Genomic DNA, 24,155 nt, shown 5'->3' with positions numbered 1-24,155 from the left:
GAAGTCTTCGCGAGCAGGCTCGCTCCCACAGTTTGATCGCGTTCCCCCTGTGGGAGCGAGCCTGCTCGCGAAAGGGCCAGACCTCCCGCCACAATCCGGCAGTTAAGTCCGCGATTCCTGCGGCAACTCGCTCGCCACCACAGCCCCCTCTTGCTGCGACCGCTTCGGCAGCAAAACCTGCTGTGGATAAGTCTGCGCGAAATGCACGGTCGCGGTGTTATCCACAAGCTTCTTCAAACGCTGGTTGAACGCCCGGCTCACCGCATACTGCCCGCCCGACACCGTACGGAATTGCGCCGTCAGCACCACGCCATTCAAATCCATCTTGTCCACGCCAAACACATCCAGCGGCCCTTGCAGGTTGTACTTGAGGAACGGGTCTTCGCGGATCGAATCGCCGGTCTCGCGGATCAACTCGATGGCCTTATCCACGTCCGTGTCGTAGGTGAACTGCACCGAGAAAAACGCAAAGGCAAACTGCCGCGATTGGTTGGTCACTGCTTTGATCTGACCAAACGGCACCGAGTGCACAAAGCCCTTGCCGTCACGCAGACGCAGGGTGCGAATGGTCAGCCCTTCGACGGTGCCGGCATGGCCCGAGTCGAGCACCACCCAATCGCCAATCGACAGGGTGTCTTCAATGATGATGAACAGCCCGGTGATCACGTCCTGCACCAGTTGCTGCGATCCGAAACCGATGGCCAGACCGACCACTCCGGCACCGGCCAGCAGCGGCGCCACATTGATCCCCAGATTGGCCATGGTGGTGATTGCGCAGATCACCACAAGGATGATTTTGATCGCGTTGCGCAGCAGCGGCAGGATGGTTTTCACCCGCGTACTCGGCTGGCGCGCCGCGCGTTTGCTGAGCGGCGGTTTCAGTGCTTCCTGAATCGCCGTGTCGAGTACCACCCACAGTAACCACGTCACCAGGAAGATCAGACCGATGCTGCTCAGCGCGTTGCTGATGGCCCGGCCGACCGTACTGCTCTGGGCAAAATCGAGCAGCGACACGCCCCAGATCCGCCCGAGAATATCGATGAAGGCGATAGCGATGACGATCCGCAGCAAGGCATGCAAGAGGCTGAGAAAACGTTCCTTGTAGGCGCTGCTGCGCTGGATCGCTTCGGCTTTTCGTGACTTGAACAAGTGCTGCAGGATCGTGCTGAGGAATACCGTGCCGATTAACAAAACCGTGGTGAACAACGCGCAACGCAGGGCCTTCTGATTGTCCTCGCCGATGCCGATCAGATTGACCGCCGAGACCAGCACCATCAACACGATTGGCCAATACCACAGCCCCGAGAAAATCCGCAGCGACTCCTGCAACGAGGGTTGTTTCAGCCGCTGACTCAGTGAACGATTGCGGATCAGATGCGCCACCGGACGACGCAGGCGAATCACCAGCAAACCAAAAATGATCGAGGCGATCAGCCCGGTGAACACCGCGATACTGCTGGTGATGTTGCCGCCCAGTTGCCGGGCAATCTGCGGACTGGTCAGCGCATCGCTGAGGGCGGCGAGGAAACCGATCAGAAACAGTGGTCGAGGACAGTAATTGCGGATGATCCGCGCCGCCGGACGTTTATGGCCGACGTTGAACATCACCACCACGCACAACAACATCGAGGTGGAAAAGATGCCGCTGCTGGTGGCGTAGGCCAGACACAGAGCCAGCGCACGCCCTACCGAGGCTTGCAGAAAATGGCTGATATACAACGTCAACGGCAGACAGATCAGCGCCGGTACGGTGTACGGCAGCAAGTAACCAATCAGGTCCTGACTGCGCTGGCGGGTACGCAACCAGCGGCCCTCGCGCAGGCGCTTGGCCAACAGGCTGCCGAGTACGGTCAATAACGCGAAACTGCCGAGCCAGACGCCCGACAGCGTGAGGAAATCCCCGGCGACGCTCCAGCCCGAGCGATTCGACGGTTGATTGACCAGTTTGTCGACTTCATCGGCGGCGCGATCGGCGCGCAGGCGCCAGGCGTCGACCAGATGCTCGTTGATGTCGAGTTTGTCCTGGACGTCGTCGATGCTCGAACTGATCGCACCGAGCAGCCCGCCCTGCACAATCGGTTCAGGTTTGGCCGCCTCTTCGGTGGCGTCCGGGACGCCCGGCAGTGCGGCGGCGTCGATTTCACTGGCGCCGAGAAACAGCAGTGCTCCCAGCACAATGGCGATCCTGAACTTGATCAAAACTCCGATCTCCCGTGACTGAACCTGTAAGGAACTGATCGGTAATTGCACAGCAAGTTCAAGAGCACCCTCACCCCAGCCCTCTCCCAGAGGAAGAGGGAGCCGACCGAGTTGAATATTAGAAGTACATCGACCTGCAAGTCCGGAGTCGAACTCAAACCCTGAAGATCAGCTCCCCTCCCCCTCGCCCTCTCCCTGCGTGAGAGGGAGCTGACCGAGTTGCCTGCGAGAAGTACACCGACTTGCAAGTCCTGAGTCGAACTCAAATCCTAAGAACCCTGAAGATCAGCTCCCTTCCCCCTCGCCCCCTTTGGGGGAGAGGGTTGGGGTGAGGGGGAGCGCTTTTGATCTTCGCCTTGGACGTGACCGTCCGTAACGCCATCGAAACTTTCCCGGCCCGCCAGCAGTCATCAAAAGATACCGGCAACACGAGGACTTTCGACGGGAGGGCGGCATGGCAACGATTCACATCGGTATTTCCGGCTGGCGCTACGCACCGTGGCGCGGGGACTTCTACCCCAAGGGACTGGCGCAGAAACGCGAATTGCAGTTCGCGTCGCGAGCGGTCAACAGCATCGAAATCAATGGATCGTTCTACGCCCTCCAGCGGCCCGAACGTTACGCGCAGTGGTACGCCGAAACACCCGATGACTTCGTCTTCAGCGTCAAGGCGCCGCGCTTCATCACCCACATCCGTCGCTTGCGCGAGATCGAAAAACCACTGGCGAATTTCTTCGCTTCGGGAATTCTGGAACTCAAGGAAAAGCTCGGGCCGATCCTGTGGCAGTTCCCGCCGAACTTCAAATTCGAGCCTGAGCGCTTCGAACACTTCCTCGCATTATTGCCCCACGACACCGAAGCCGCCGCCACCCTCGCCCATCAACACGATTCGCACCTGCACGGCCACGCCAGCATGAAAGCCTGGCGCAAAAAGCCGCTGCGCCATGCCGTGGAAATCCGCAACGAGACTTTCATCGATCCGGAGTTCGTACGCTTGTTGAAACGCCACAACACCGCGCTGGTGATCGCCGACACCGCAGACAAATGGCCGTACCGCGAAGACCTCACCAGCGACTTTGTCTACTTGCGCCTGCACGGTGCCGAAGAGCTGTACGCCAGTGGCTACACAGCACCGGCACTCAAACGCTGGGCCGAGCGCATTGACGCTTGGCACCACGGCGAGCAACCGAAAGATGCGAACCTGATCGCCCCCCGACTGAAGCCGCGCGCGCGCAAATCCCGAGAGGTGTTCTGCTATTTCGACAACGACATCAAAGTCCGCGCGCCGTATGACGCGCGCGAACTGCTACATCGTTTCGACCTGGATAAAGACCTCGCCACCACCCCCGGTGAACCTGTTGCCGAAGGGGTACTGCCATGAGCATTCCAGAACCGGTCGGTTTCACCGATGAGGGCTCCGTGGTCGCGCCGTCAGTGCGCACGTTTACCGTGCTTACGGTGAATACCCACAAGGGTTTCACCGCGCTCAACCGGCGTTTCATCCTGCCGGAACTGCGCGAGGCGGTGCGCAGCGTCGCCGCCGATGTGGTGTTTCTGCAGGAAGTCCACGGTACCCACGAACAGCATCCCAAGCGCTACAACAATTGGCCGACGATGCCGCAGTACGAATTCCTCGCCGACAGCCTCTGGCCACAATTCGCCTATGGGCGCAACGCGGTGTACCCGGAGGGCGATCACGGCAACGCGCTGCTGTCGAAATTCCAGATCATCCGTCACGACAATCTCGACGTGTCGATCAGTGGCCACGAGAACCGTGGCCTGTTGCATTGCGTGCTGCGTCTGCCCGGTGACGGCACCGAGGTGCATGCGATCTGCGTGCACCTGGGCCTGCGTGAAAGTCATCGCAACGCCCAGTTGGACTTGCTCATGCAACGCTTGGCGGAACTGCCTGACGACACACCGGTGATCGTCGCCGGTGATTTCAATGACTGGCGCCAGCGCGCCGATGCCCAACTCAAGCCCTGTGGCCTGCGCGAAGTATTTGCCGAGCATCAGGGCAAACCGGCGCGCAGTTTCCCGGCGCGCCTGCCGACACTGCGACTCGACCGTATTTACGTGCGCAACCTCAAGGCCAGCCGGCCGAAAGTCCTGGCGAACCGGCCTTGGTCGCACCTTTCCGACCACGTTCCTTTATCGGTAGAGATAGAACTATGAGCAGCGCGCCGCTGGAGAAGTCCGCCGTGGAACCGGTAACCATCAACCCGCCGATACGCGAGCCCGGCCAGGTTGATGTCGAGTACAGCTGGCAGGGCAATAATCGCGTTGAGTTGCTGGAGAACGGCGAGGAGTATTTCCCGCGAGTGTTCGAGGCGATGCGCGCGGCGAAGAGTGAAATCCTCCTCGAGACCTTTATCGTTTTCGAAGACAAGGTCGGCGCCGAGTTGCAGGAGATTCTGATCGACGCCGCGCGACGAGGCGTGCGTACCACCGTCAGCCTCGACGGCTTTGGTTGCGGCGAGTTGACCACCGCTTATCTCACCGCGCTGAGTGAAGCCGGTGTGCATCTGCAAATCTTCGATCCGGCACCGAAACACCTGGGCATCCGCACCAATTGGTTTCGCCGTTTGCATCGCAAGATCGTGGTGGTCGACGGCCTGATCGCGTTTATTGGCGGGATCAACTTTTCTGGCGATCACCTCGCTGATTTCGGCCCTGAAGCCAAACAGGATTACTCAGTGGAAGTTCAGGGCCCGGTCGTCGCTGACATCCACCATTTTGCCCTACTGCAAAGTGGTCGTCCCGGACGCGCACGCTTCTGGTGGCAACGTCGGCGCCAGCGCCGCGCGGAGATGGCTTTCGAAGACCACGACGGCCAGGTGCGTCTGGTATTCCGCGATAACGACCAGCACCACTCCGATATTGAAGATGTGTATTTGCAGGTACTTCGCCGTGCCAAACGCCGGGTCGTGATCGCCAACGCCTACTTCTTCCCCGGTTATCGCTTGCTGCGGGAAATCCGTAACGCGGCGCGGCGCGGGGTTGAGGTACGCCTGATTCTGCAAGGCCAGCCAGACATGCTGGTGGCCAAACTGGCGGCACGCATGACCTACGACTACCTGCTCAAGGCCGGGGTGCAGATTCACGAATATTGCCAGCGACCGCTGCACGGCAAAGTGGCGCTGGTCGACGAAGAGTGGAGCACCGTCGGTTCGAGCAATCTCGACCCGCTGAGCCTGTCGCTGAACCTGGAAGCCAACGTGCTGATCCGCGACCGCGCCTTTAATCAGCACTTGTTCGAGCGCCTCGAAGACCTCAGTCAAAACCATTGCAAAGCCATGGATGCCAGCAAGTCTCCGCGTGGACGCATCTGGCACATGACCGTGGGGTTTCTGGTGTTCCACTTTTTGCGGCATTTCCCGGCGATGGCCGGTTGGTTGCCAGCGCATAAACCCCGGCTCAAGCCATTTCGAGGTAACACGCCATGAGCCATTCCGAAGCGCAATCGAGCGGCCACTCGGCAACAGCGACTCACTCGAAATGGAGTCGCTGGAAGCGCCCGTTGACCCTGCTGTTTTTCCTCGCACTGATCGTGTTGCTGACGCTGTTCGCCACGCGCATCGAATGGGCCGAAGTGCTGCAAACCCTCGCCGACTTCAAGGTGCGCACGCTGATCATCGCCGCCAGCCTGACCCTGCTGAGCTTTCTCGTGTACGCCAGTTTCGACCTGATCGGCCGCACCTACATTCGTCAGGACCTGACCTGGAAACAGATTCTGCCGGTAGGAATCATCAGTTATGCGTTCAACCTCAATCTGAGTGCCTGGGTCGGCGGCATCGCCATGCGTTATCGGCTGTATTCGCGCCTTGGCGTGAGCAAAAGCAACATCGCCAAGATTCTCGGCTTGAGCCTGGCGACCAATTGGTTTGGCTACATGACCATTGCCGGCGTGGTGTTCAGCAGTGGGCTGGTGACAATGCCGCCGGGTTGGAAAGTCAGCAGCGCGGCGTTGCAAGGCATTGGTGTTCTGTTACTGCTGATCAGCGCCGGCTATCTGGCGGCGTGTCAGTTTTCCAAACGTCGCGAATGGTCGATTCGCGGGGTGGAAATCAATCTGCCGTCGCTGCGCATGGCGGTCCTGCAACTGCTGTTGGGGGCATTGAACTGGTCGCTGATGGCGGCGGTGATTTTCACCTTGTTGCCGAGCAAACTGGATTATCCGCTGGTGCTGGGGGTGCTGTTGATCAGTGCGATTGCAGGGGTCATTACACATATTCCGGCGGGGCTTGGGGTGTTGGAAGCGGTGTTTGTCGCGTTGCTGCAACACGAGGCTTCGCGCGGCAGTCTGGTAGCGGGGTTGCTGGCATATCGGGCGATTTATTTTCTGTTGCCGCTGTTGATTACGGTGGTGATGTATCTGGTGGTTGAAGCGAAGGCGAAGGCGCTGCGAATAGAGAAGAAACCTTCCTGAGGGAGTTGGTGAGTTTGAAAAAGCTATCGCGAGCAGGCTCACTCCTACAAGTGAACGCATTCCAAAATGTAGGAGTGAGCCTGCTCGCGATAGCGTTCGAACGAACAACAAAGCTCATGCTGATTGAATAATGCTCAACCGCTCACCCACGACCATCTCGGTAATCCAGTCCACCAGAATCGAGGTGTACGCCTGCTGCGACACCGGCTCGCTCAGCGCATGATCGGCGCCATCGATAATCCGGTGCGTCAGTGAATGCGTCTGCTGGCACGCCGCGCGGTAACTCATGATCGCCGCGTGGGGCACGTAATCGTCGGTTTCCGATTCGACCAGCAACACATCACCAGTGAATTGCGAACAGGCATGCAGCGCGCGGTTAGTGTCCGCGCGCACCAGCGTGCTGCGATAATCACGCAGATCAGCCTTGTCCAGCTCACGCTTGGGCGTGTGCCATTGCTCATCGCGATACAGTGCCGGCACGCGCAACGCCAGCCAGCGCACCGGGCGCAGCGAAGTCAGGATCGAAGCCAGATAACCGCCATAACTGGTGCCGACCACGGCGATCGCCGAGGTGTCGAGCGCCGGATGCGCGAGCAAGCGGTCATACGCCGCGAGCAGATCGCGCAGATTGTCTTCGCGAGTGACACGGGTCAGCGGAATTCCGGTACCGCCAGTGTGCCCGCGCAAGTCGAAGGTCAGGCACACACAGCCGAGACCGGCGATGCCTTTGGCGCGCTCAAGGTCGCGCTCCTGACTACCGCCCCAACCATGGACAAACAACACCCCCGGGACTTTCGATTTGGGACTGAGAAATGTCCCGCTCATCTGTTCATCATCAATGTCGATTTGAATGCTTTCGCTTCTAGCCGTCATAGGATTTGACCGTAACGTATTTGAGGAGAAATTCGCTGTTCTCAGCCGGGCCGCGATAGACCTCGATGGCATCCGCCGGCAACGGCTGATCGATGTAGGTTTCTACCGAAGACACACGGATCGCGCGCATCCCCGGATCGTTGACGAAGCTTTGCAACGCGGCAACTTCAGCACTGCTGGCACCGCCCATGCGCCAAGATTGTTCGAGTACGCCGCTGCGGGATTTGCCGTTGCTGTCCAGGCCCTGAGCGATATCGTAGTTGCGCCGCGAAGCATAGAAGCGCGGATAGGCTTGATTGGCGGCCGCGTCGAAAACCTGCGCCTGCTCAATGGCCAGACGCACATCGTCGGGCAGGTCGAGCTTCAGCAGTTCGTCATAATTACCTTGCACCACCAGCAGATTCGAGCCGCCGTAGACCTCTTCACCGTGGGCATCCTTGGTCAAGTATTGATCACCGCAGTAGCTCAACACTCTGCCGCCGATGAATGACTGGCCGACGCTGTGGGTGACGACATCGCTCAGGTCCTGCTCCAGCACCACGCCTTCGCTGAACTGCTTTTCAATGTCAGGGCGGGCAAGGATTTCGTCGAAGGCATCCAGGCTTTTGATCACTTCCTGCCCGCGACCGGCGCAGGCGTGAACCGGTTTCAAACGAATCGGGCCGTTGTACAGCAAATGCTCGGCAGCCGGCCGCGCATCCTCCAGCGAGAACACGCTGAGCCCGTCGAGCACCACATTGCGCGTTCGCTCGGAAAATAATGGCGACCAGCCTTGCGGCGCCTGAGCCAGATGACTGCGCAAACCGTGGCTGATGGCTTTGGTGCAGATGAAATCGTGCTCGACAAAGCCACCCCACAAATCGTCGGGGCCTCTGATACCAAGTTGCTGAGCACTGGCAGTGCCAACAATGGTTTGCGTCGGTAGCAGATACAGATCACGGCCGCGATGTTTGTCCGGATCGTAACTGCCGCCGAATTTGCATCCGAGAATCTGCGCCAGCCATCGTGCCAGCGCCTTGTTGGTCTGTACCTCATGCTGCGGCGCATCAGGGCGCACCGAGTGAGCGACGACGATTTTCCTGCGGGGTGTCGGGGTCATGCGTCCCCCTTCCATCGGTTCGATGACTGTAGCGGTGAGAGGTGCAGAGATCAGGCCAACGGCCGCTCTACGAAAATCCTAGTCCAATCAGAAACTTACCAGAAACGTGCTGGCACCACGCCTGTTTCAATCTGCACGACCGCGCGCAAAACTCCGGCAAATTGCACGATCCCATAGTCCTATACAGTTCAATGTGGGAGCGAGCTTGCTCGCGAAGGCGCCGAGTCAGGCGACATCAAACTTACAGCCTCCACCGCTTTCGCGAGCAAGCTCGCTCCCACATTAGGTAATGGATGCTTTCGGGTTTGGGGTCACACCAAACCGCGCCCGATAATCACTCGGCGCCAGCCCGGTAATCTTCTTGAAGATTGCGCGAAACGCGCCCGGATCCTGATAGCCCACCGTCCACGCAATGTGATCGATCGTGCCATTGCTGAACTCAAGCATCTCGCGCGCCTTGCCCACCCGCAGATGCTGGCAGTACTCGGTCGGTTTCAAGCCGCTCGCCGCGCGGAACCGCCGCAGAAATGTGCGTTCCTCCAGGCCTGCCCGCTCGGCCATCGCCGTCAGCGAAACATCCGTCGCGCCGGTGCTTTGCAGCCAGTGCTGAACCTTGAGAATCGCCGCATCGCCATGCCCGAGAATCGGCGCAAAGTTACTGCCGCACTCACTGGCGCTGTCACTGTGCTCTATCACCAGAAATCGCGCGGTGCCGGTGGCAATGCTCGGCCCGAGCAACCTGTCGACCAGACGTAATCCCAGCTCCGACCACGCCATCAGTCCGGCGGTGGTGATCAGGTCGCCGTCATCGACAATCGGTGTATCGGCCTTGAGCCTGATGTTCGGATATCGCTCGGCGAAAGTCTTGGCCGAGGTCCAGTGAGTGGTGGCGCTGCGGCCGTCGAGCAGACCGCTTTCAGCCAACATCAGCGAGCCTACGCAAACCCCACCCAGCGTCGCACCGCGGGCGTGTTGATCGCGTAACCATTGCATCAGGCTGGCCGGCGCTTGCGCCGCCGAGAACCCGCCGATCGATGGCGGAATCAGCACCGCCAGCAAAGCGCTGTCGTCCCCTGGATGGCTGGCGTAAATCCGCGTTGGCGGCTGATCACCTTCGACCTGCCAGTGACTGACCCGCAGCACCGGCAACTGCGCGGCCTGATGTTCGGCGGCAATCCGGTTGGCCACCGCAAACAAATCCGTCAGACCATGCACCGCCGCCATTTGCGCGCCGGGATAGATCAGCACGCCCAATTCAGCGATGGCGGCCCTTTCTGCGCCCATTGTCAGTTTTCCCCTGTCTATTGTCGGTGCGGCCAATCCTCGAAGCGCTGGCCAGGGCCAATACTGAAGCCACTTCCAGCCAACACATCGAGGACACACCAATGGCCAAGCAAGCGCTCATCGTAGTCGATATCCAGAACGACTACTTCCCTCAAGGCAAGTGGCCGCTGGCCGGTGCTGATGCCGCCGCCGACAACGCCGCCCGGCTGATCGCCGCGTTCCGCGAGGCCGGCGATTCTGTAATACACATTCGCCACGAATTCACCTCAGCCGACGCGCCGTTTTTCACCCCAGGTTCCGAAGGCGCCAAGCTGCATCCGAAAGTGCTCAATCGCGCTGATGAACCGGTGGTGCTCAAACACTTCGTCAACTCGTTCCGCGAAACCGAACTGCAAGCAATCCTCGACGAACAAGGCATCAAGGAACTGGTAGTGGTCGGCAGCATGAGCCACATGTGCGTTGACGGCATTACCCGTGCCGCAGCGGATCTGGGTTATGCCGTCACAGTGATTCACGATGCCTGCGCCAGCCGCGACCTGGAGTTCAATGGCCTGACGGTGCCGGCCGCCCATGTTCACGCTGCTTTCATGTCGGCACTCGGTTTCGCCTACGCCAGCGTGGTGTCCACTGACCAATTCCTCTCCTCCCAGCGCTAAGCAATATTCTGCAAAAACACCGGGCCCGCCTTGCAGCGGGTCTTTTTTCGTCTGTCATAAAAATCTCACGCGTGAGCCATTGATGGCACTTTGAATTGGTTGTAGTGTGGCTCACGCGTGAGATGTTCATAACCGAGCCACTGCCATGAAAAGCCGTTCCCCCACCGCGAAATCAGAGAGCCCCAAGGGAGAGCGTGCGAAAGCGTCCACGAAAAAACCGTCGAGCTTCTATATGAAGCAGATGCGCGCGGGCCTGGCCGCTGCCGGTTATGTGAAACACGAAACTTGGGTGCTTCCCGAAAACCGAAGCTTGCTCAAGCAAATGGAGCAACAGCTACGCCAACCGATTCTGGCTGGCTCTTTCATGTCGGAGAATTACATGAGCGCAGGCAACAACTGGACCATCGATAGCCTCTTCAACGCCCTCAAGGCCCTGGACGAGGTGGCTTCGCAAGAAATCACACTGTCGCTGATCCAGAGCTCCGAACCCAGCATCAAGCTGGAAATGAACGAATTCGGCGGTCTGCCGATTCACATCGCCCTGGCCGGCCAGCAGATCATCGTCGACACCGTGCTGGTGGACATCGATTCGATCTCGGACGTAGCGGCCTTCAACGAAGCCGTGTTGCGCAGCCGGGAAATGTTCCCGCTGTCGTCGATCGGTATCGAGTCGATGCCGAACGGGCAGACCGTTTACAACATGTTTGGCGCCCTCAGCGCCGACTCGAGCCTGACCAACGTCGTTACCGAGGTGAAAACCCTGGTCGACAACGTGCAGCGCGCGAGTGAAGCCTTCGAACACTTCTTCAAGTAATCAACAGGGAATATCCAATGACTCAGTCCATCTGGAGCAAGTTGTTCACCGCACTGCGCGGCGGCGCCAATGAAGTCGGCGAAGCGATCGCCGACCAGCAGGCCCTGCGCATCCTCGATCAGGAAATCCGCGACGCCGACACCGCCCTGTCGAACGCCCGTCGCGAACTGGTCACCATCATGGCCAAACACAAACTGGCCGCCGACCGCGTGAGCGAGTACGACGCCAAGATCAAGGATCTGGAAGCCAAGGCCGTCTCGGCACTGAATGCCGGCCGTGAAGACCTCGCGCTGGAAGTGGCCGAAGCGATTTCGACCCTGACCAACGAGCTGGATGTCGAGAAAAAGCAGAGCGACGAATTCGGCACCTACGCCGAAAACATGCGCAAAGACATCAGCAAGGCCGAGTCGCGGATCAAGAGCCTGCGCCAGCAAGTGGACATGGCCAAGGCCCGCGAAAGCGTGCAGAAAGCCCAGGTCAGCGCGTCCATCGCCAGCGGTGGCGCCAATGGCAAACTGGAAACCGCCGTCGGTACGTTGAACCGTCTGCAAGCCAAGCAGCAGCAACGCGCGGCTGAACTGAGCGCTGCCGACGAACTGGCCGACGCTTCGACCGGCAACGATCTGGAACGCAAACTGCGCGACGCCGGCATCACGCCGAACGAAGGCAGTGCCAATGCGATTCTTGAGCGCCTGAAGCAAAAGTCCGCTCAGTAATCACTGCGGAAAAAAACTGTGGGAGCGAGCTTGCTCGCGAAAGCGTCGTACCAGTCGACATCAATGTTGGCTGACAGGCCCTCTTCGCGAGCAAGCTCGCTCCCACAGGGTTTATGGCGTGGAAATCGCTATCCTCGTTCGCCGCGTAGCCCGGTACACTAGCCACGCTTTTTTCGCCGACGAACACCTCCACCCGCTTCAAGGAACGTACCCATGGGATGGTTTAAAGACTTGCTGGGCACCAGCAACTGGCAGACCGCTGCGCCAACACCGACCGTTGCCAGTGGCCCACTCGGCATGGCGCAAGGCAAGGCTGTCAGGTTCGATACGACGCTGGCGCTGTTGCTCGACGGTTCGACCACGGTGCGCGTGCCCTTTGATCAGGCGATCTGGAGCCACGGCTGGGTAGACCTCGGCCAGTCCAATAAACTGCACCGCTATTACATGAATGACGAGGACTTCTGGCTGCAGATCCACGTCACCGGTGACGACCAGATCGAATCGGTCACCCTGTTCAACTACCTCAGTTACGTGACGGTCAACAGTGACGCCGAACTGCACCGCCTGGCCGGCCCCAACAGCTCGATCGGTCTGCCGACCTACACCCACGAAGGTGTCGAATACACCCGCGAGTGGGGCACTGAACAAGGCCAGACAGAACTCGTGCCGATGACCGAACAAGTGGTCAATCCGGACGAGAGCTACACCATCGAACACCACTCCATGCTTTATGCGCGCGAGACCGGCCTGACCGATCGCCGCGAATTGCTGCTGTTCTCCGTCGAACAAGATGAAGAAGGCACCGTCAGCCTGAGCACCTCGCTGGGCATTTCGCTGTACACGACAGATCTGAGCACCATTTAAAAAAGGAAGTTTTACATGCTGGAAGTGCTGGCCGTTTCCCTGAACAAAACCGCGCTGGTCGGTTTCGTCGTCTACCTCATCGGCGCCGTACTGCTGTTCATGCTGTTTCAATTCGTCTACACGCGCATCACGCCGCACAAGGAATTCGAGCTGATTCGCTCCGGCAACGTTGCCGCTGCCATCGCCCTGGCCGGCGCGCTCATCGGCTTCGCGATTCCGGCCAGTAACGTGATCGCGTTTTCGGTCAACGTCCTCGACTTCGTACTGTGGGCGGTGATTGCCGCCGTCGTGCAACTGCTGGCGTTTCTTGCGACGGGTCTGGTGCTCAAAGGCACCTCCCAGCGTATCGCCAACGGTGAAATCGCCTCCGGCATCTACGTCGCGGCGGTCGCGATCAGCGTCGGCATGCTCAACGCGGCGTGCATGACACCGTCTAACTGATCGGCAGGAAGCCTTCGATGAAACGCAGCAAATACGTTCAGCTGTCCCTCGCGGCCTCGGTGGCGATGGCCATTTCCGGCCAGGTGACAGCCGCGGATCAACCGCGCAATTTCCAGAGTCTGGAACAGTGTGTCGACGCCGAAGTGGCTGCCGATGTCTGCTCCAACGCCTACGTCGCCGCCCTGACCGAACACCGGCGCATCGCCCCGGCTTACGACGACAAGGCCAAGTGCGACGCGGACTTCGCCGCCGACTGGTGTCAGAAGAACTCCGACGGCCGCTTCGTGCCGAAACTCGGCGGCTTCAAAGTGCCTGCGAACGGTGAGCCAGCGCAGAACCTCGGCGCCATCGCCGATGCCCAAATGCCCGCCGGTGACGCGACAGCGCAGCATGTGCAAAGCACTTCGCACGTTTCCAGTGGCAGTGGCGGTGGTGGAAATGGCTGGCTAACCGGCTGGCTGATCGGCAACGCGATGAGCAACAACGCCGAACGCACGGTTTACCGCGATCGCGAAACGCGCCAGCCATACAACACCTCGACGCAGTACCGCAGAGCCGAAACCACGACGCGCAGCCAAACGGATTACGAGAGCAGCAAAAGCAAACCGGTCAACGTGGCTTCTTCGACGTCACGCGGCGGCTTCGGCAGCCAATCCAGCGCCCGTAGCGGTTGGGGTGGCTGGGGCAGCAGTTCTGGTTCTGGTCGTTCGAGCAGCTGACGATGAAGAAGATCTTCTGCGCCGAGCGCCCCGACTGGAAACAGACCGCCGAAAGCCTCGGCTTCATGTTCCACACCATCGACGACGAGCCGTACTGGGACGAAAGCGCGTACTACCAGTTCACGCTCGCGCAAATCGAAAACGATCTCGAGGATCCGACCACCGAACTGCACGAGATGTGCATGGACCTGGTCGACCGTGTGGTGCACAGCGAAGAACTGCTGGGTCGCCTGAGCATCCCGGCGCCGTACTACGACATGATCCGAACCTCCTGGCTGGAAGGTCATCCGCATCTGTACGGCCGCATGGACTTTTCCTACAGCGGCAACGGCCCGGCAAAACTGCTGGAGCTCAACTACGACACACCGACCAGTCTTTATGAAGCAGCGGCGTTCCAGTGGGGCTGGCTGGAACAATGCATCGAGCGCGGCACGCTGCCGCGTCATGCCGACCAGTTCAACAGCATCGACACTCAGTTGCATCGGGCCTTCGCCGAATTACAGCTGAAGCGGCCGTTCTACTTTGCCTCGATGAAAGACTCGGTCGAAGACAAGGGCACCACGGATTACCTGCGCTTGATCGCCGAGAAAGTCGGCATCGAATCACGGCACATCGATATTGAAGATATCGGTTTGACGGCTGAAGGGCGTTTCGTCGACCTGGAAGATCGCTGGATTCCGCACCTGTTCAAACTGCATGCCTGGGAATTCATCTTCCACGAGCCCTTCGGCGCGGCGATTGCCGAGTGCGATACGCAGTTTTTCGAACCGGCGTGGAAGGCGATCCTGTCGAACAAGGGGGCACTGCCGTTGCTGTGGGAGATGCACAAGGGCCATCCAAATCTGCTGGCGGCGCATCTCGACCCGAATCCGGCCAGCATCGTGCCCAAGGGCTGGGTACGCAAGCCGTACTTTTCCCGGGAAGGCGCCAACATTGAGCTGCAAACGGCTGATGGTCTGATCGTCAAAGAGGACGGGCCCTACACTGATGCGCCGTTTATCCTGCAAGAATTTGCGCCACTTCCGAAGTTTGGTGAGAGTTACACGCTGATCGGTTCGTGGGTGATTGGCGATCAGGCAGCGGGGATTGGTGTACGGGAAGACAACAGCCTGATCACCAAAGATTCGAGCAGGTTTCTGCCGCATCTGATCCTCGACTGAACCACAGATCCTGCTCGCCCCTACAGTTGATCGGGGATGACCATAAGTTTTCACCCAACAAAAAGGCCCGTCGTTTAAGCGACGGGCCTTTTTATTTGCAGCGGTTTACAACAGCAAATCAGAACGGAATATCGTCATCAAAGCTGTCGAAATCCGGAGCCGGTTGCGGTGCGGCCTGTTGTGGAGCCGGGGCCGAACGCTGCTGTGGAGCCGACTGCTGCGGACGGGGAGCCTGCTGACGTGGCGCAGATGGAGCCGACTGCTGGTAGTTGTTGCCACCGCCTTGTTGATCGCCCTGTTGTGGACGGCCGCCGAGCAGTTGCATGGTGCCTTGCATGTCGACCACGATTTCGGTGGTGTAACGCTTGATACCGTCTTTTTCCCACTCACGGGTCTGCAGCTTGCCTTCGATGTAAACCTGCGAACCCTTGCGCAGATATTCGCCGGCGATTTCCGCAACCTTGCCGAACATCGAAACACGGTGCCACTCGGTCTTCTCGACCTTCTGACCGGTTTGCTTGTCGGTCCATTGTTCGCTGGTGGCCAGACTCAGGTTGGTCACGGCGTTACCGTTAGGCAGGTAGCGAACTTCGGGATCCTGGCCGCAAGTGCCGACCAATATGACTTTGTTAACCCCACGGGCCATAACGTTCTCCTAGGCTTCGCAAGCAGCCCCGGCCGGGTTGTTCACCAGGCGTTCGAGGGTGTCGCGATCCACTAATTCTTTGTCCAGTTTGATGTAAACAGCCGCTTCGTCAGCAACTATCACTGCATCGGTTACCCCTACGAGGGCCTTGAGGCGCTCGACCAGACCCGCTTCGCGGATCGCCTCGGGCGACAACGGCAAGCGCAGGCTCGTCACGTAGGGAGGTTCGCGCATGGTAACAGCAAAGGCCAACCAAAGTGCAGCCAGCCCGGCACATCCAAGGAACACAACCGACAGACCGCCATGCTGAAACAGCCAGCCGCCGAGTATCCCGCCGAGTGCCGATCCGAGGAACTGGCTGGTGGAATACACGCCCATGGCCGTGCCCTTCCCGCCTGCCGGTGAAACCTTGCTGATCAGCGACGGCAATGAAGCCTCCAGCAGATTGAACGCAGTGAAAAACACCACCGTGCCGATCACCAGAGCCCGCAGGCTGTCGCCGAACTGCCAGAAGAATAGCTCAGTCAGCATCAGCGTCATGACGGCGCCGAGCAAAACTCGTTTCATTTTGCGTTTCTTCTCGCCATAGATGATGAACGGGATCATGGCGAAGAACGAAATCAGCAGCGCGGTGAGGTAGACCCACCAGTGCTGCTCCTTGGGCAAACCGGCTTTTTCCACCAGTGCCAGTGGCAGCGCGACGAAGCTCGACATCAACATGGCATGTAACACAAAGATGCCCAGGTCGAGGCGCAGCAGGTCCGGATGCTTGAGCGTCGGCATCAAGGCCTGACGCGCCACACCGGATTCACGATGCTGCAGCGGGCCCGTGGAGCGCGGCACCATGAACATGATGATCAGGATCCCGACCAGCGCCATGCCACCTGTAGCGAGGAACAATCCGGAAAGGCCGAAAGCACGGGTCAGCAGCGGCCCGACCACCATGGCCACGGCAAACGACAGGCCGATGGTCATACCGATCATCGCCATCGCTTTGGTGCGATGTTGCTCGCGAGTCAGGTCGGAGAGCAGTGCCATGACCGCAGCAGAGATTGCTCCGGCACCTTGCAGGATCCGGCCGGCAATCACGCCCCAGATCGAATCGGCCTGAGAGGCCAGCACGCTGCCGAGCGCGAAGACGATCAGCCCGAGATAAATCACCGGGCGACGACCAATGCGGTCAGAAATGACCCCGAACGGAATCTGGAAAATCGCCTGAGTCAGGCCGTAAGCGCCGATGGCCAATCCGATCAGCGCCGGGGTCGCTCCAGCCAGATCCATGCCGTAGGTCGCCAGTACCGGCAACACCATGAACATGCCCAGCATACGGAAGGCGAACACCAAGGCCAGACCGCTCGCCGCGCGGGTCTCGCTGCCACTCATGCGTTCGCTGTGGGGATCGTGCATGGAAAAACCTCGTGTGAACCGGCGGCGATTCTACCAGTCCCATCGAAAGACGGGGTAGATCGCGACGCTTTGACGCGTATAGATGAAACTCTCTTCATCCAGGGTAAAAAACCCTTCGTTTGATAGTGTGCATCCATCCAGTATTTGCCCGTATACTCCTACGTTTTCGACGCCCGCCGAGCGAGGCCACTTTGGACAAGATCCTGATACGTGGGGCCCGTACCCACAACCTGAAGAACATCGACCTGACCCTGCCACGGGACAAGCTGATCGTCATCACCGGCCTGTCCGGATCCGGCAAGTCGTCCCTGGCCTTCGACACACTGTACGCCGAAGGTCAGCGCCGCTATGTCGAATCGCTGTCGGCCTACGCCCGCCAGTTCCTGTCGATGATGGAAAAACCCGACGTCGACACCATCGAAGGCCTGTCGCCGGCGATCTCCATCGAACAGAAGTCGACCTCGCACAACCCGCGCTCCACGGTCGGCACCATCACCGAAATCTACGACTACCTGCGTCTGCTCTACGCCCGCGTGGGCACGCCGCGCTGCCCGGATCACGACATTCCGCTGGAAGCACAAACGGTCAGTCAGATGGTTGACCTGGTGCTGGCGCAACCGGAAGGCAGCAAACTGATGCTGCTGGCGCCGGTGATCCGCGAGCGTAAAGGTGAACACCTGTCGGTCTTCGAAGAGCTGCGCGCACAAGGTTTCGTTCGCGCCCGGGTCAACGGCCGCATCTGTGAGCTCGACGAACTGCCGAAACTGGATAAACAGAAGAAGCATTCGATTGACGTGATCGTCGACCGTTTCAAGGTACGCGCCGATCTGCAGCAACGCCTGGCCGAGTCTTTCGAGACTGCGCTGAAACTGGCGGACGGCATTGCACTGGTCGCGCCGATGGACGATGAGCCGGGTGAAGAGATGATCTTCTCCGCGCGCTTTGCCTGCCCGATCTGCGGCCACGCCATCAGCGAACTTGAGCCGAAGCTGTTCTCCTTCAACAACCCGGCTGGCGCTTGCCCGACCTGTGATGGCCTGGGCGTGAAGCAGTTCTTCGACATCAAACGGCTGGTCAACGGCGACCTGACCTTGGCCGAGGGTGCGATTCGCGGCTGGGACCGGCGCAACGTCTATTACTTCCAGATGCTCGGCTCACTGGCCTCACACTACGGTTTCAGCCTCGAAGTACCGTTCAACGAACTGCCGGCCGATCAGCAGAAATTCATCCTGCATGGCAGCGGCTCGCAAAACGTCGACTTCAAATACCTCAACGACCGTGGCGATATCGTCAAACGCTCTCACCCGTTCGAAGGCATCGTGCCCAACCTTGAGCGTCGCTACCGCGAGACCGAGTCGGCGAGCGTTCGTGAAGAGCTGGCCAAGTTCCTCAGCACTCAGTCCTGCCCGGATTGCCGTGGCACTCGCCTGCGTCGTGAAGCGCGGCACGTATGGGTTGGCGAGAAGACATTGCCGGCAGTGACCAATCTGCCTATCGGCGATGCTTGCGAATACTTCGGCCAGTTGAAGATGACCGGCCGCCGTGGCGAGATCGCGGACAAGATTCTCAAGGAAATCCGTGAGCGTCTGCAGTTCCTCGTCAACGTCGGTCTCGATTATCTGTCGCTGGATCGCAGCGCTGACACCCTTTCCGGTGGTGAAGCACAACGTATTCGTCTGGCCAGCCAGATCGGTGCTGGCCTGGTGGGTGTTTTGTACATCCTCGACGAACCGTCCATTGGTTTGCACCAGCGTGACAATGATCGACTGCTCGGCACGCTCAAGCACCTGCGCGACATCGGTAACACGGTAATCGTGGTCGAGCACGACGAAGATGCGATTCGCTTGGCTGACTATGTCGTCGATATCGGCCCGGGCGCCGGGGTGCACGGCGGGCAGATCGTTGCCGAAGGCACGCCGGCCGAAGTCATGGCGCATCCGGACTCCCTGACGGGTAAATACCTTTCAGGCCGGGTGAAGATTGAAGTGCCGGCCAAACGTACACCGCGCAACAAGAAGCTAAATCTGTCGCTCAAAGGGGCGCGCGGTAACAACCTGCGTAATGTCGATCTGGATATCCCGATCGGTCTGCTGACGTGCGTCACCGGCGTGTCCGGTTCGGGCAAATCGACACTGATCAACAACACGCTTTTCCCGCTCAGCGCCACGGCGCTCAACGGCGCGACGACCCTGGAAGCGGCAGCGCACGACAGCATCAAAGGCCTGGAGCATCTCGACAAAGTCGTCGATATCGACCAGAGCCCGATTGGCCGTACACCGCGCTCTAACCCAGCGACGTATACCGGGCTGTTTACGCCGATCCGTGAACTTTTCGCCGGTGTGCCCGAGTCACGCTCCCGTGGTTACGGCCCCGGGCGTTTCTCCTTCAACGTCAAGGGCGGTCGCTGCGAAGCTTGTCAGGGCGATGGCCTGATCAAGGTTGAGATGCACTTCCTGCCGGACATCTACGTGCCGTGCGACGTGTGCAAGAGCAAGCGCTACAACCGCGAAACCCTTGAGATCAAATACAAGGGCAAGAGCATCCACGAAACCCTCGAAATGACCATCGAGGAAGCCAGGGAGTTCTTCGATGCGGTGCCGGCGCTGGCGCGCAAGCTGCAGACGTTGATGGATGTCGGTCTGTCGTACATCAAGCTCGGACAGTCGGCGACGACGCTGTCCGGCGGTGAGGCGCAGCGGGTCAAGCTGTCTCGCGAACTGTCCAAGCGTGACACCGGCAAGACCCTGTACATCCTCGATGAGCCGACCACCGGTCTGCACTTCGCGGATATCCAGCAGTTGCTCGATGTGTTGCATCGACTGCGCGACCACGGCAACACCGTGGTGGTGATCGAACACAACCTCGACGTGATCAAGACTGCCGACTGGCTGGTGGACCTGGGGCCGGAGGGCGGCTCCAAAGGTGGGCAGATCATTGCCACCGGCACGCCGGAAGATGTGGCCGAGATGAAGCAATCTCACACCGGCCATTACCTCAAGCCGTTGTTGATCCGTGATCGGGCTTAAACGCCGGGCATGAAAAAGCCCCTGTCACTTCATCAGTGACAGGGGCTTTTTGGTATCGATTGCAATCAGGAAGTGTGGGATTGCAGATAGTTCTCGAGACCGATCAGTTTGATCAGGCCCAACTGCTTTTCCAGCCAGTAGGTGTGATCTTCTTCGGTATCGTTGAGCTGAACGCGCAGGATCTCGCGGCTGACATAGTCTTTGTGCTGCTCGCACAGCTCGATGCCTTTGCACAGTGCGGCGCGTACTTTGTACTCAAGGCGCAGATCGGCTTCGAGCATCTCCGGCACAGTGGTGCCGACATCCAGATCATCCGGACGCATGCGCGGCGTGCCTTCGAGCATCAGAATCCGGCGCATCAACGCATCAGCGTGACCTGCCTCTTCTTCCATCTCGTGGTTGATTCGCTCGTAGAGCTTGGTGAACCCCCAGTCCTCATACATCCGCGAATGAACGAAATATTGATCACGCGCGGCCAGTTCGCCGGTCAGCAACGTGTTGAGGTAATCGATTACGTCTGGGTGGCCTTGCATCGCCCTACATCTCCCTACTTGAAAGTCTGTAGTTTGAACCAACCTGACTGGAAGGTCACCCGTTACGCGCAATAAAAGCGAAGATATTCTGAGAAAAGCAGCCTAAATAACGCAAAAACCGCCCAAATGAGGGCGGTTCTGCTTCTCGTTTAGACTTCGTTAAGCTGTACGTTGAGCAGCTTTGCGATTGCTTCTCCATACGCCGGGTCGGCTTTGTAGAAATGCTGCAGCTGACGATCGACCACATCACTGGAAACGCCCGACATGGCACCAGCGATATTGCTGACCAGCAATGCTCTCTGCTCGTCGCTCATCAGTCGGAACAGCGCACCGGCGTGGCTGTAGTAATCGGTATCCTCGCGGTGATCGTAGCGATCTGCAGCACCGCTCAAGGCCAGTGCAGGTTCAGCGTAACGCGGAGCTTGTTTCGGCGCTTCGGTATAGCTGTTCGGTTCGTAGTTAGGCGCGGCACCACCGTTGCTGCCGAACGCCATCGAGCCGTCGCGCTGGTAAGTGTTCACCGGGCTACGTGGCGCGTTCACTGGCAACTGCTGGTGATTGGTACCCACGCGATAGCGGTGAGCATCGGCATAGGCGAACACGCGACCTTGCAGCATGCGGTCTGGCGAGAGACCAACGCCTGGGACCATATTGCTCGGGCCGAACGCGGCCTGCTCGACTTCAGCGAAGTAGTTCAGCGGGTTGCGGTTTAGCTCCAGCTCACCGACTTCGATCAGCGGGAACTCCTTCTGCGACCAGGTCTTGGTCACGTCGAACGGGTTCTCGTAATGCGCCGCGGCCTGGGCCTCAGTCATGATCTGGATGCACACGCGCCATTTCGGGAACTCACCGCGCTCGATTGCTTCGAACAGATCTCGCTGGGCGTAATCCGGATCGGTGCCGGCCAACCGAGCTGCATCGGCCGGCGCCAGATTCTTGATGCCCTGCTTGGTCTTGTAGTGCCATTTGACCCAGTGACGCTCACCTTTAGCGCTGATCAGGCTGTAGGTGTGGCTGCCGAAGCCGTGCATGTGACGGTAGCCGTCAGGAATGCCGCGGTCAGAAAACAGGATGGTGACCTGATGCAGCGCCTCAGGTGAATGTGACCAGAAGTCCCACATCATCTGCGCGCTTTTCAGGTTGCTTTGCGGCAAGCGTTTTTGCGTGTGGATGAAGTCAGGAAATTTAAGTGGATCACGGATGAAGAATACGGGCGTGTTGTTGCCAACAATGTCCCAGTTGCCTTCTTCGGTGTAGAACTTCAACGCGAAACCGCGTGGATCGCGCTCGGTATCTGCCGAACCACGTTCTCCACCCACTGTAGAAAAGCGCAGGAACGTCGGTGTTTGCTTGCCAACAGATTCAAACAATTTGGCGTTGGTGTACTCGGTAATGTCACGAGTCACAGTAAACGTACCGTAAGCACCCGAGCCTTTGGCGTGGACACGACGCTCAGGGATGTTTTCACGATTGAAGTGCGCAAGCTTCTCGATCAGGTGAAAATCGTCGAGCAGCAGTGGGCCACGCGGGCCGGCGGAGCGAGAATTCTGGTTATCAGCGACAGGTGCGCCACTGGCGGTCGTAAGCGTTTTGATCTGGCTCATACGGTCTTCTTCCTCTGTCAGTCTTGAAACTGCCGGCTAATCGGCTTGCTGGGAAGTATCGATCATCCATGTGACAGCTACAAATTCATTAACTTGCAGACATCGATAGATAATTACTAATTATGTTTCCCAGCCCATAGTGACAAGAGAGACATGTCAGAAGCTTGTATGAACAGCGCATTTTCTTGCAGGCACAAAAAACCGGGCACTAGGCCCGGTTCTTTGTTTCAGACTGACGTCTTACTCGGCGGATACAGCTTCGCCAGCAGTAGCACGATCAACCAACTCGACGTACGCCATAGGTGCGTTGTCGCCAGTGCGGAAACCGCACTTGAGGATGCGCAGGTAGCCACCCTCACGGGTAGCGTAACGCTTGCCCAGGTCGTTGAAGAGCTTACCAACGATAGCTTTCGAACGAGTACGGTCGAAAGCCAGACGGCGGTTAGCCAGGCTGTCTGTCTTGGCCAGAGTGATCAGCGGCTCAGCAACGCGACGCAGTTCTTTGGCTTTTGGCAGAGTAGTTTTGATCAGCTCGTGCTCGAACAGCGACACCGCCATGTTTTGAAACATGGCCTTGCGGTGCGAGCTGGTGCGGCTCAGGTGACGACCACTTTTACGATGACGCATGGTTCATTCCTTACCAAACACTACGTTCGGTGATTACGACGATCAGGCAGTCGCCTTGTCGTCCTTCTTAAGACTTGCAGGCGGCCAGTTGTCGAGGCGCATGCCGAGGGACAGACCGCGGGAGGCCAGAACGTCCTTGATTTCAGTCAAGGATTTCTTGCCCAGGTTCGGAGTCTTCAACAGCTCCACTTCGGTGCGCTGAATCAGGTCACCGATGTAGTAGATGTTTTCCGCCTTAAGGCAGTTAGCCGAACGTACAGTCAGTTCCAGATCGTCAACCGGGCGAAGCAGGATCGGATCGATCTCGTCTTCCTGCTCGACAACCACTGGCTCACTGTCACCTTTGAGGTCGACGAACGCAGCCAACTGCTGTTGCAGAATGGTTGCAGCGCGGCGGATAGCCTCTTCAGGATCCAGAGTACCGTTGGTTTCCAGATCAATAACCAGCTTGTCCAGGTTAGTACGCTGCTCGACACGGGCGTTTTCCACCACGTATGCGATACGGCGAACCGGGCTGAACGAAGAGTCAAGCTGCAAGCGACCGATGCTGCGGCTTTCGTCTTCATCGCTCTGACGCGAGTCTGCTGGTTCATAACCACGACCACGAGCTACGGTGAGCTTCATGTTCAGGGCGCCGTTAGACGCCAGGTTAGCGATTACGTGATCGGGGTTAACGATCTCGACATCATGATCCAGCTGAATATCGGCAGCGGTAACCACCCCCGAACCCTTCTTCGACAAGGTCAGCGTAACTTCGTCACGACCGTGCAGCTTGATGGCCAGACCTTTAAGGTTCAACAGGATTTCAATTACGTCTTCCTGTACACCTTCGATGGCGCTGTACTCGTGGAGCACACCGTCAATCTCGGCCTCGACTACTGCGCAGCCGGGCATTGAGGACAACAGGATGCGTCGCAGCGCGTTGCCCAGGGTGTGGCCAAAACCACGCTCGAGAGGCTCGAGTGTGATCTTGGCGCGGGTTGGACTGACAACCTGCACATCAATATGGCGGGGTGTCAGGAACTCATTTACCGAAATCTGCATGGATGCACCTATTT

The 24,155-nt window shown here is 58.8% G+C and carries 22 protein-coding genes; 12 read left to right on the top strand and 10 right to left on the bottom strand.

The annotated features are described in order from the left end of the window. Positions 1 to 102: 102 nt before the first annotated feature. Positions 103 to 2,199 carry a mechanosensitive ion channel family protein gene (locus ACOYXE_RS25980; RefSeq protein ID WP_460926831.1) on the bottom strand — a complete coding sequence of 699 codons (2,097 nt, stop codon included), beginning with the start codon at positions 2,197 to 2,199 and terminating at the stop codon, positions 103 to 105. A 454-nt stretch (positions 2,200 to 2,653) separates the two neighbouring features. Between ACOYXE_RS25980 and ACOYXE_RS25975 the strand changes: the two genes are divergently transcribed. From ACOYXE_RS25975 to ACOYXE_RS25960, 4 genes are read left to right on the top strand one after another with little or no spacing between them, the layout of a single operon-like run. Further along, on the top strand, positions 2,654 to 3,580 hold the full coding sequence (locus ACOYXE_RS25975; RefSeq protein WP_160059606.1) for a DUF72 domain-containing protein: 927 nt from the start codon (positions 2,654 to 2,656) through the stop codon (positions 3,578 to 3,580). Then, positions 3,577 to 4,374: an endonuclease/exonuclease/phosphatase family protein gene (locus ACOYXE_RS25970; RefSeq protein ID WP_160059607.1), complete on the top strand. Its 798-nt coding sequence runs from the start codon at positions 3,577 to 3,579 to the stop codon at positions 4,372 to 4,374. The genes ACOYXE_RS25975 and ACOYXE_RS25970 overlap by 4 nt, the downstream gene beginning before the upstream one ends. Then, positions 4,371 to 5,645, top strand: a complete 1,275-nt coding sequence (gene clsB, locus ACOYXE_RS25965; RefSeq protein ID WP_160059608.1) for a cardiolipin synthase ClsB — start codon at positions 4,371 to 4,373, stop codon at positions 5,643 to 5,645. Before ACOYXE_RS25970 ends, clsB begins: the two co-directional genes overlap by 4 nt. Then, a complete protein-coding gene (locus ACOYXE_RS25960) occupies positions 5,642 to 6,628 on the top strand; it encodes a lysylphosphatidylglycerol synthase domain-containing protein (RefSeq protein WP_460926830.1) in 987 nt (328 codons plus the stop codon). Before clsB ends, ACOYXE_RS25960 begins: the two co-directional genes overlap by 4 nt. A 114-nt stretch (positions 6,629 to 6,742) precedes the next feature. On the opposite strand, the gene ACOYXE_RS25955 is transcribed toward ACOYXE_RS25960, so the two are convergent. From ACOYXE_RS25955 to ACOYXE_RS25945, 3 genes are all read right to left on the bottom strand, one after another. Continuing rightward, a complete protein-coding gene (locus tag ACOYXE_RS25955; protein WP_016983578.1) occupies positions 6,743 to 7,501 on the bottom strand; it encodes an alpha/beta hydrolase family protein in 759 nt (252 codons plus the stop codon). After that, positions 7,491 to 8,600 (bottom strand): DUF3182 family protein, encoded by a 1,110-nt coding sequence (locus tag ACOYXE_RS25950; protein WP_160059610.1) that lies wholly within the window; start codon positions 8,598 to 8,600, stop codon positions 7,491 to 7,493. The genes ACOYXE_RS25955 and ACOYXE_RS25950 overlap by 11 nt, the downstream gene beginning before the upstream one ends. A 282-nt stretch (positions 8,601 to 8,882) precedes the next feature. Beyond that, a complete protein-coding gene (locus ACOYXE_RS25945) occupies positions 8,883 to 9,884 on the bottom strand; it encodes a GlxA family transcriptional regulator (protein ID WP_160059611.1) in 1,002 nt (333 codons plus the stop codon). Positions 9,885 to 9,985: 101 nt separating this feature from the next. On the opposite strand from ACOYXE_RS25945, the gene ACOYXE_RS25940 reads away from it, so the two are divergent. The 7 genes from ACOYXE_RS25940 (at position 9,986) to ACOYXE_RS25910 (ending at position 15,254) form a co-directional block, all read left to right on the top strand. Next, positions 9,986 to 10,540, top strand: a complete 555-nt coding sequence (locus tag ACOYXE_RS25940) for a cysteine hydrolase family protein (RefSeq protein ID WP_160059612.1) — start codon at positions 9,986 to 9,988, stop codon at positions 10,538 to 10,540. 145 nt (positions 10,541 to 10,685) lie between these two features. Then, entirely contained in the window at positions 10,686 to 11,354 is a 669-nt protein-coding gene (locus tag ACOYXE_RS25935) for a YjfI family protein (RefSeq protein WP_460926829.1), read from the top strand. 17 nt (positions 11,355 to 11,371) lie between these two features. After that, complete coding sequence (locus ACOYXE_RS25930; RefSeq protein ID WP_064118871.1) at positions 11,372 to 12,070, top strand: PspA/IM30 family protein; 699 nt, start codon at positions 11,372 to 11,374, stop codon at positions 12,068 to 12,070. A gap of 213 nt (positions 12,071 to 12,283) precedes the next feature. Continuing rightward, a complete protein-coding gene (locus ACOYXE_RS25925) occupies positions 12,284 to 12,934 on the top strand; it encodes a DUF2491 family protein (protein WP_160059613.1) in 651 nt (216 codons plus the stop codon). A 15-nt stretch (positions 12,935 to 12,949) separates the two neighbouring features. Beyond that, complete coding sequence (locus ACOYXE_RS25920; protein WP_160059614.1) at positions 12,950 to 13,375, top strand: DUF350 domain-containing protein; 426 nt, start codon at positions 12,950 to 12,952, stop codon at positions 13,373 to 13,375. A gap of 17 nt (positions 13,376 to 13,392) precedes the next feature. Continuing rightward, the gene (locus ACOYXE_RS25915) at positions 13,393 to 14,094 is read left to right on the top strand and encodes a DUF1190 domain-containing protein (protein ID WP_460926828.1); all 702 of its coding nucleotides are present in this window, start codon (positions 13,393 to 13,395) and stop codon (positions 14,092 to 14,094) included. A 2-nt stretch (positions 14,095 to 14,096) separates the two neighbouring features. Beyond that, positions 14,097 to 15,254 (top strand): glutathionylspermidine synthase family protein, encoded by a 1,158-nt coding sequence (locus ACOYXE_RS25910; RefSeq protein WP_160059616.1) that lies wholly within the window; start codon positions 14,097 to 14,099, stop codon positions 15,252 to 15,254. 118 nt (positions 15,255 to 15,372) lie between these two features. Here the strand turns inward: ACOYXE_RS25910 and ACOYXE_RS25905 are convergent, their stop codons facing one another. Then, complete coding sequence (locus tag ACOYXE_RS25905) at positions 15,373 to 15,900, bottom strand: single-stranded DNA-binding protein (RefSeq protein WP_127929967.1); 528 nt, start codon at positions 15,898 to 15,900, stop codon at positions 15,373 to 15,375. Positions 15,901 to 15,909: 9 nt separating this feature from the next. Beyond that, positions 15,910 to 17,307 (bottom strand): MFS transporter, encoded by a 1,398-nt coding sequence (locus tag ACOYXE_RS25900; protein WP_160059617.1) that lies wholly within the window; start codon positions 17,305 to 17,307, stop codon positions 15,910 to 15,912. Between the two features lie 191 nt (positions 17,308 to 17,498). On the opposite strand from ACOYXE_RS25900, the gene uvrA reads away from it, so the two are divergent. After that, on the top strand, positions 17,499 to 20,333 hold the full coding sequence (gene uvrA / locus ACOYXE_RS25895; RefSeq protein ID WP_160059618.1) for an excinuclease ABC subunit UvrA: 2,835 nt from the start codon (positions 17,499 to 17,501) through the stop codon (positions 20,331 to 20,333). 65 nt (positions 20,334 to 20,398) lie between these two features. On the opposite strand, the gene bfr is transcribed toward uvrA, so the two are convergent. From bfr to ACOYXE_RS25875, 4 genes are all read right to left on the bottom strand, one after another. Then, the gene (gene bfr, locus ACOYXE_RS25890; protein ID WP_007918444.1) at positions 20,399 to 20,866 is read right to left on the bottom strand and encodes a bacterioferritin; all 468 of its coding nucleotides are present in this window, start codon (positions 20,864 to 20,866) and stop codon (positions 20,399 to 20,401) included. A 149-nt stretch (positions 20,867 to 21,015) separates the two neighbouring features. After that, positions 21,016 to 22,470 carry a catalase gene (locus ACOYXE_RS25885; RefSeq protein ID WP_160059619.1) on the bottom strand — a complete coding sequence of 485 codons (1,455 nt, stop codon included), beginning with the start codon at positions 22,468 to 22,470 and terminating at the stop codon, positions 21,016 to 21,018. A 240-nt stretch (positions 22,471 to 22,710) separates the two neighbouring features. After that, positions 22,711 to 23,097: a 50S ribosomal protein L17 gene (gene rplQ, locus ACOYXE_RS25880; protein ID WP_007918448.1), complete on the bottom strand. Its 387-nt coding sequence runs from the start codon at positions 23,095 to 23,097 to the stop codon at positions 22,711 to 22,713. A 42-nt stretch (positions 23,098 to 23,139) separates the two neighbouring features. Continuing rightward, positions 23,140 to 24,141 (bottom strand): DNA-directed RNA polymerase subunit alpha, encoded by a 1,002-nt coding sequence (locus ACOYXE_RS25875; RefSeq protein WP_003186012.1) that lies wholly within the window; start codon positions 24,139 to 24,141, stop codon positions 23,140 to 23,142. Positions 24,142 to 24,155: the final 14 nt, after the last annotated feature.

It is taken from the genome of Pseudomonas sp. MC6 (assembly GCF_054790575.1).
Note: the sequence above shows the minus strand (reverse complement) of the source record. Positions and strands in the feature narration are given on the sequence as shown.

What these genes read in the sequence shown, in the direction of transcription:
- ACOYXE_RS25875 (WP_003186012.1), bottom strand. Translation starts at nt 24,141, where the DNA reads ATGCAGATTTCGGTAAATGAGTTCCTGACACCCCGCCATATTGATGTG.
- ACOYXE_RS25930 (WP_064118871.1), top strand. Translation starts at nt 11,372, where the DNA reads ATGACTCAGTCCATCTGGAGCAAGTTGTTCACCGCACTGCGCGGCGGC.
- ACOYXE_RS25950 (WP_160059610.1), bottom strand. Translation starts at nt 8,600, where the DNA reads ATGACCCCGACACCCCGCAGGAAAATCGTCGTCGCTCACTCGGTGCGC.
- ACOYXE_RS25900 (WP_160059617.1), bottom strand. Translation starts at nt 17,307, where the DNA reads ATGCACGATCCCCACAGCGAACGCATGAGTGGCAGCGAGACCCGCGCG.
- bfr (WP_007918444.1), bottom strand. Translation starts at nt 20,866, where the DNA reads ATGCAAGGCCACCCAGACGTAATCGATTACCTCAACACGTTGCTGACC.
- ACOYXE_RS25915 (WP_460926828.1), top strand. Translation starts at nt 13,393, where the DNA reads ATGAAACGCAGCAAATACGTTCAGCTGTCCCTCGCGGCCTCGGTGGCG.
- ACOYXE_RS25960 (WP_460926830.1), top strand. Translation starts at nt 5,642, where the DNA reads ATGAGCCATTCCGAAGCGCAATCGAGCGGCCACTCGGCAACAGCGACT.
- ACOYXE_RS25920 (WP_160059614.1), top strand. Translation starts at nt 12,950, where the DNA reads ATGCTGGAAGTGCTGGCCGTTTCCCTGAACAAAACCGCGCTGGTCGGT.
- ACOYXE_RS25925 (WP_160059613.1), top strand. Translation starts at nt 12,284, where the DNA reads ATGGGATGGTTTAAAGACTTGCTGGGCACCAGCAACTGGCAGACCGCT.
- ACOYXE_RS25975 (WP_160059606.1), top strand. Translation starts at nt 2,654, where the DNA reads ATGGCAACGATTCACATCGGTATTTCCGGCTGGCGCTACGCACCGTGG.
- ACOYXE_RS25910 (WP_160059616.1), top strand. Translation starts at nt 14,097, where the DNA reads ATGAAGAAGATCTTCTGCGCCGAGCGCCCCGACTGGAAACAGACCGCC.
- ACOYXE_RS25945 (WP_160059611.1), bottom strand. Translation starts at nt 9,884, where the DNA reads ATGGGCGCAGAAAGGGCCGCCATCGCTGAATTGGGCGTGCTGATCTAT.
- clsB (WP_160059608.1), top strand. Translation starts at nt 4,371, where the DNA reads ATGAGCAGCGCGCCGCTGGAGAAGTCCGCCGTGGAACCGGTAACCATC.
- rplQ (WP_007918448.1), bottom strand. Translation starts at nt 23,097, where the DNA reads ATGCGTCATCGTAAAAGTGGTCGTCACCTGAGCCGCACCAGCTCGCAC.
- ACOYXE_RS25905 (WP_127929967.1), bottom strand. Translation starts at nt 15,900, where the DNA reads ATGGCCCGTGGGGTTAACAAAGTCATATTGGTCGGCACTTGCGGCCAG.
- ACOYXE_RS25955 (WP_016983578.1), bottom strand. Translation starts at nt 7,501, where the DNA reads ATGACGGCTAGAAGCGAAAGCATTCAAATCGACATTGATGATGAACAG.
- ACOYXE_RS25940 (WP_160059612.1), top strand. Translation starts at nt 9,986, where the DNA reads ATGGCCAAGCAAGCGCTCATCGTAGTCGATATCCAGAACGACTACTTC.
- ACOYXE_RS25935 (WP_460926829.1), top strand. Translation starts at nt 10,686, where the DNA reads ATGAAAAGCCGTTCCCCCACCGCGAAATCAGAGAGCCCCAAGGGAGAG.
- ACOYXE_RS25970 (WP_160059607.1), top strand. Translation starts at nt 3,577, where the DNA reads ATGAGCATTCCAGAACCGGTCGGTTTCACCGATGAGGGCTCCGTGGTC.
- ACOYXE_RS25885 (WP_160059619.1), bottom strand. Translation starts at nt 22,470, where the DNA reads ATGAGCCAGATCAAAACGCTTACGACCGCCAGTGGCGCACCTGTCGCT.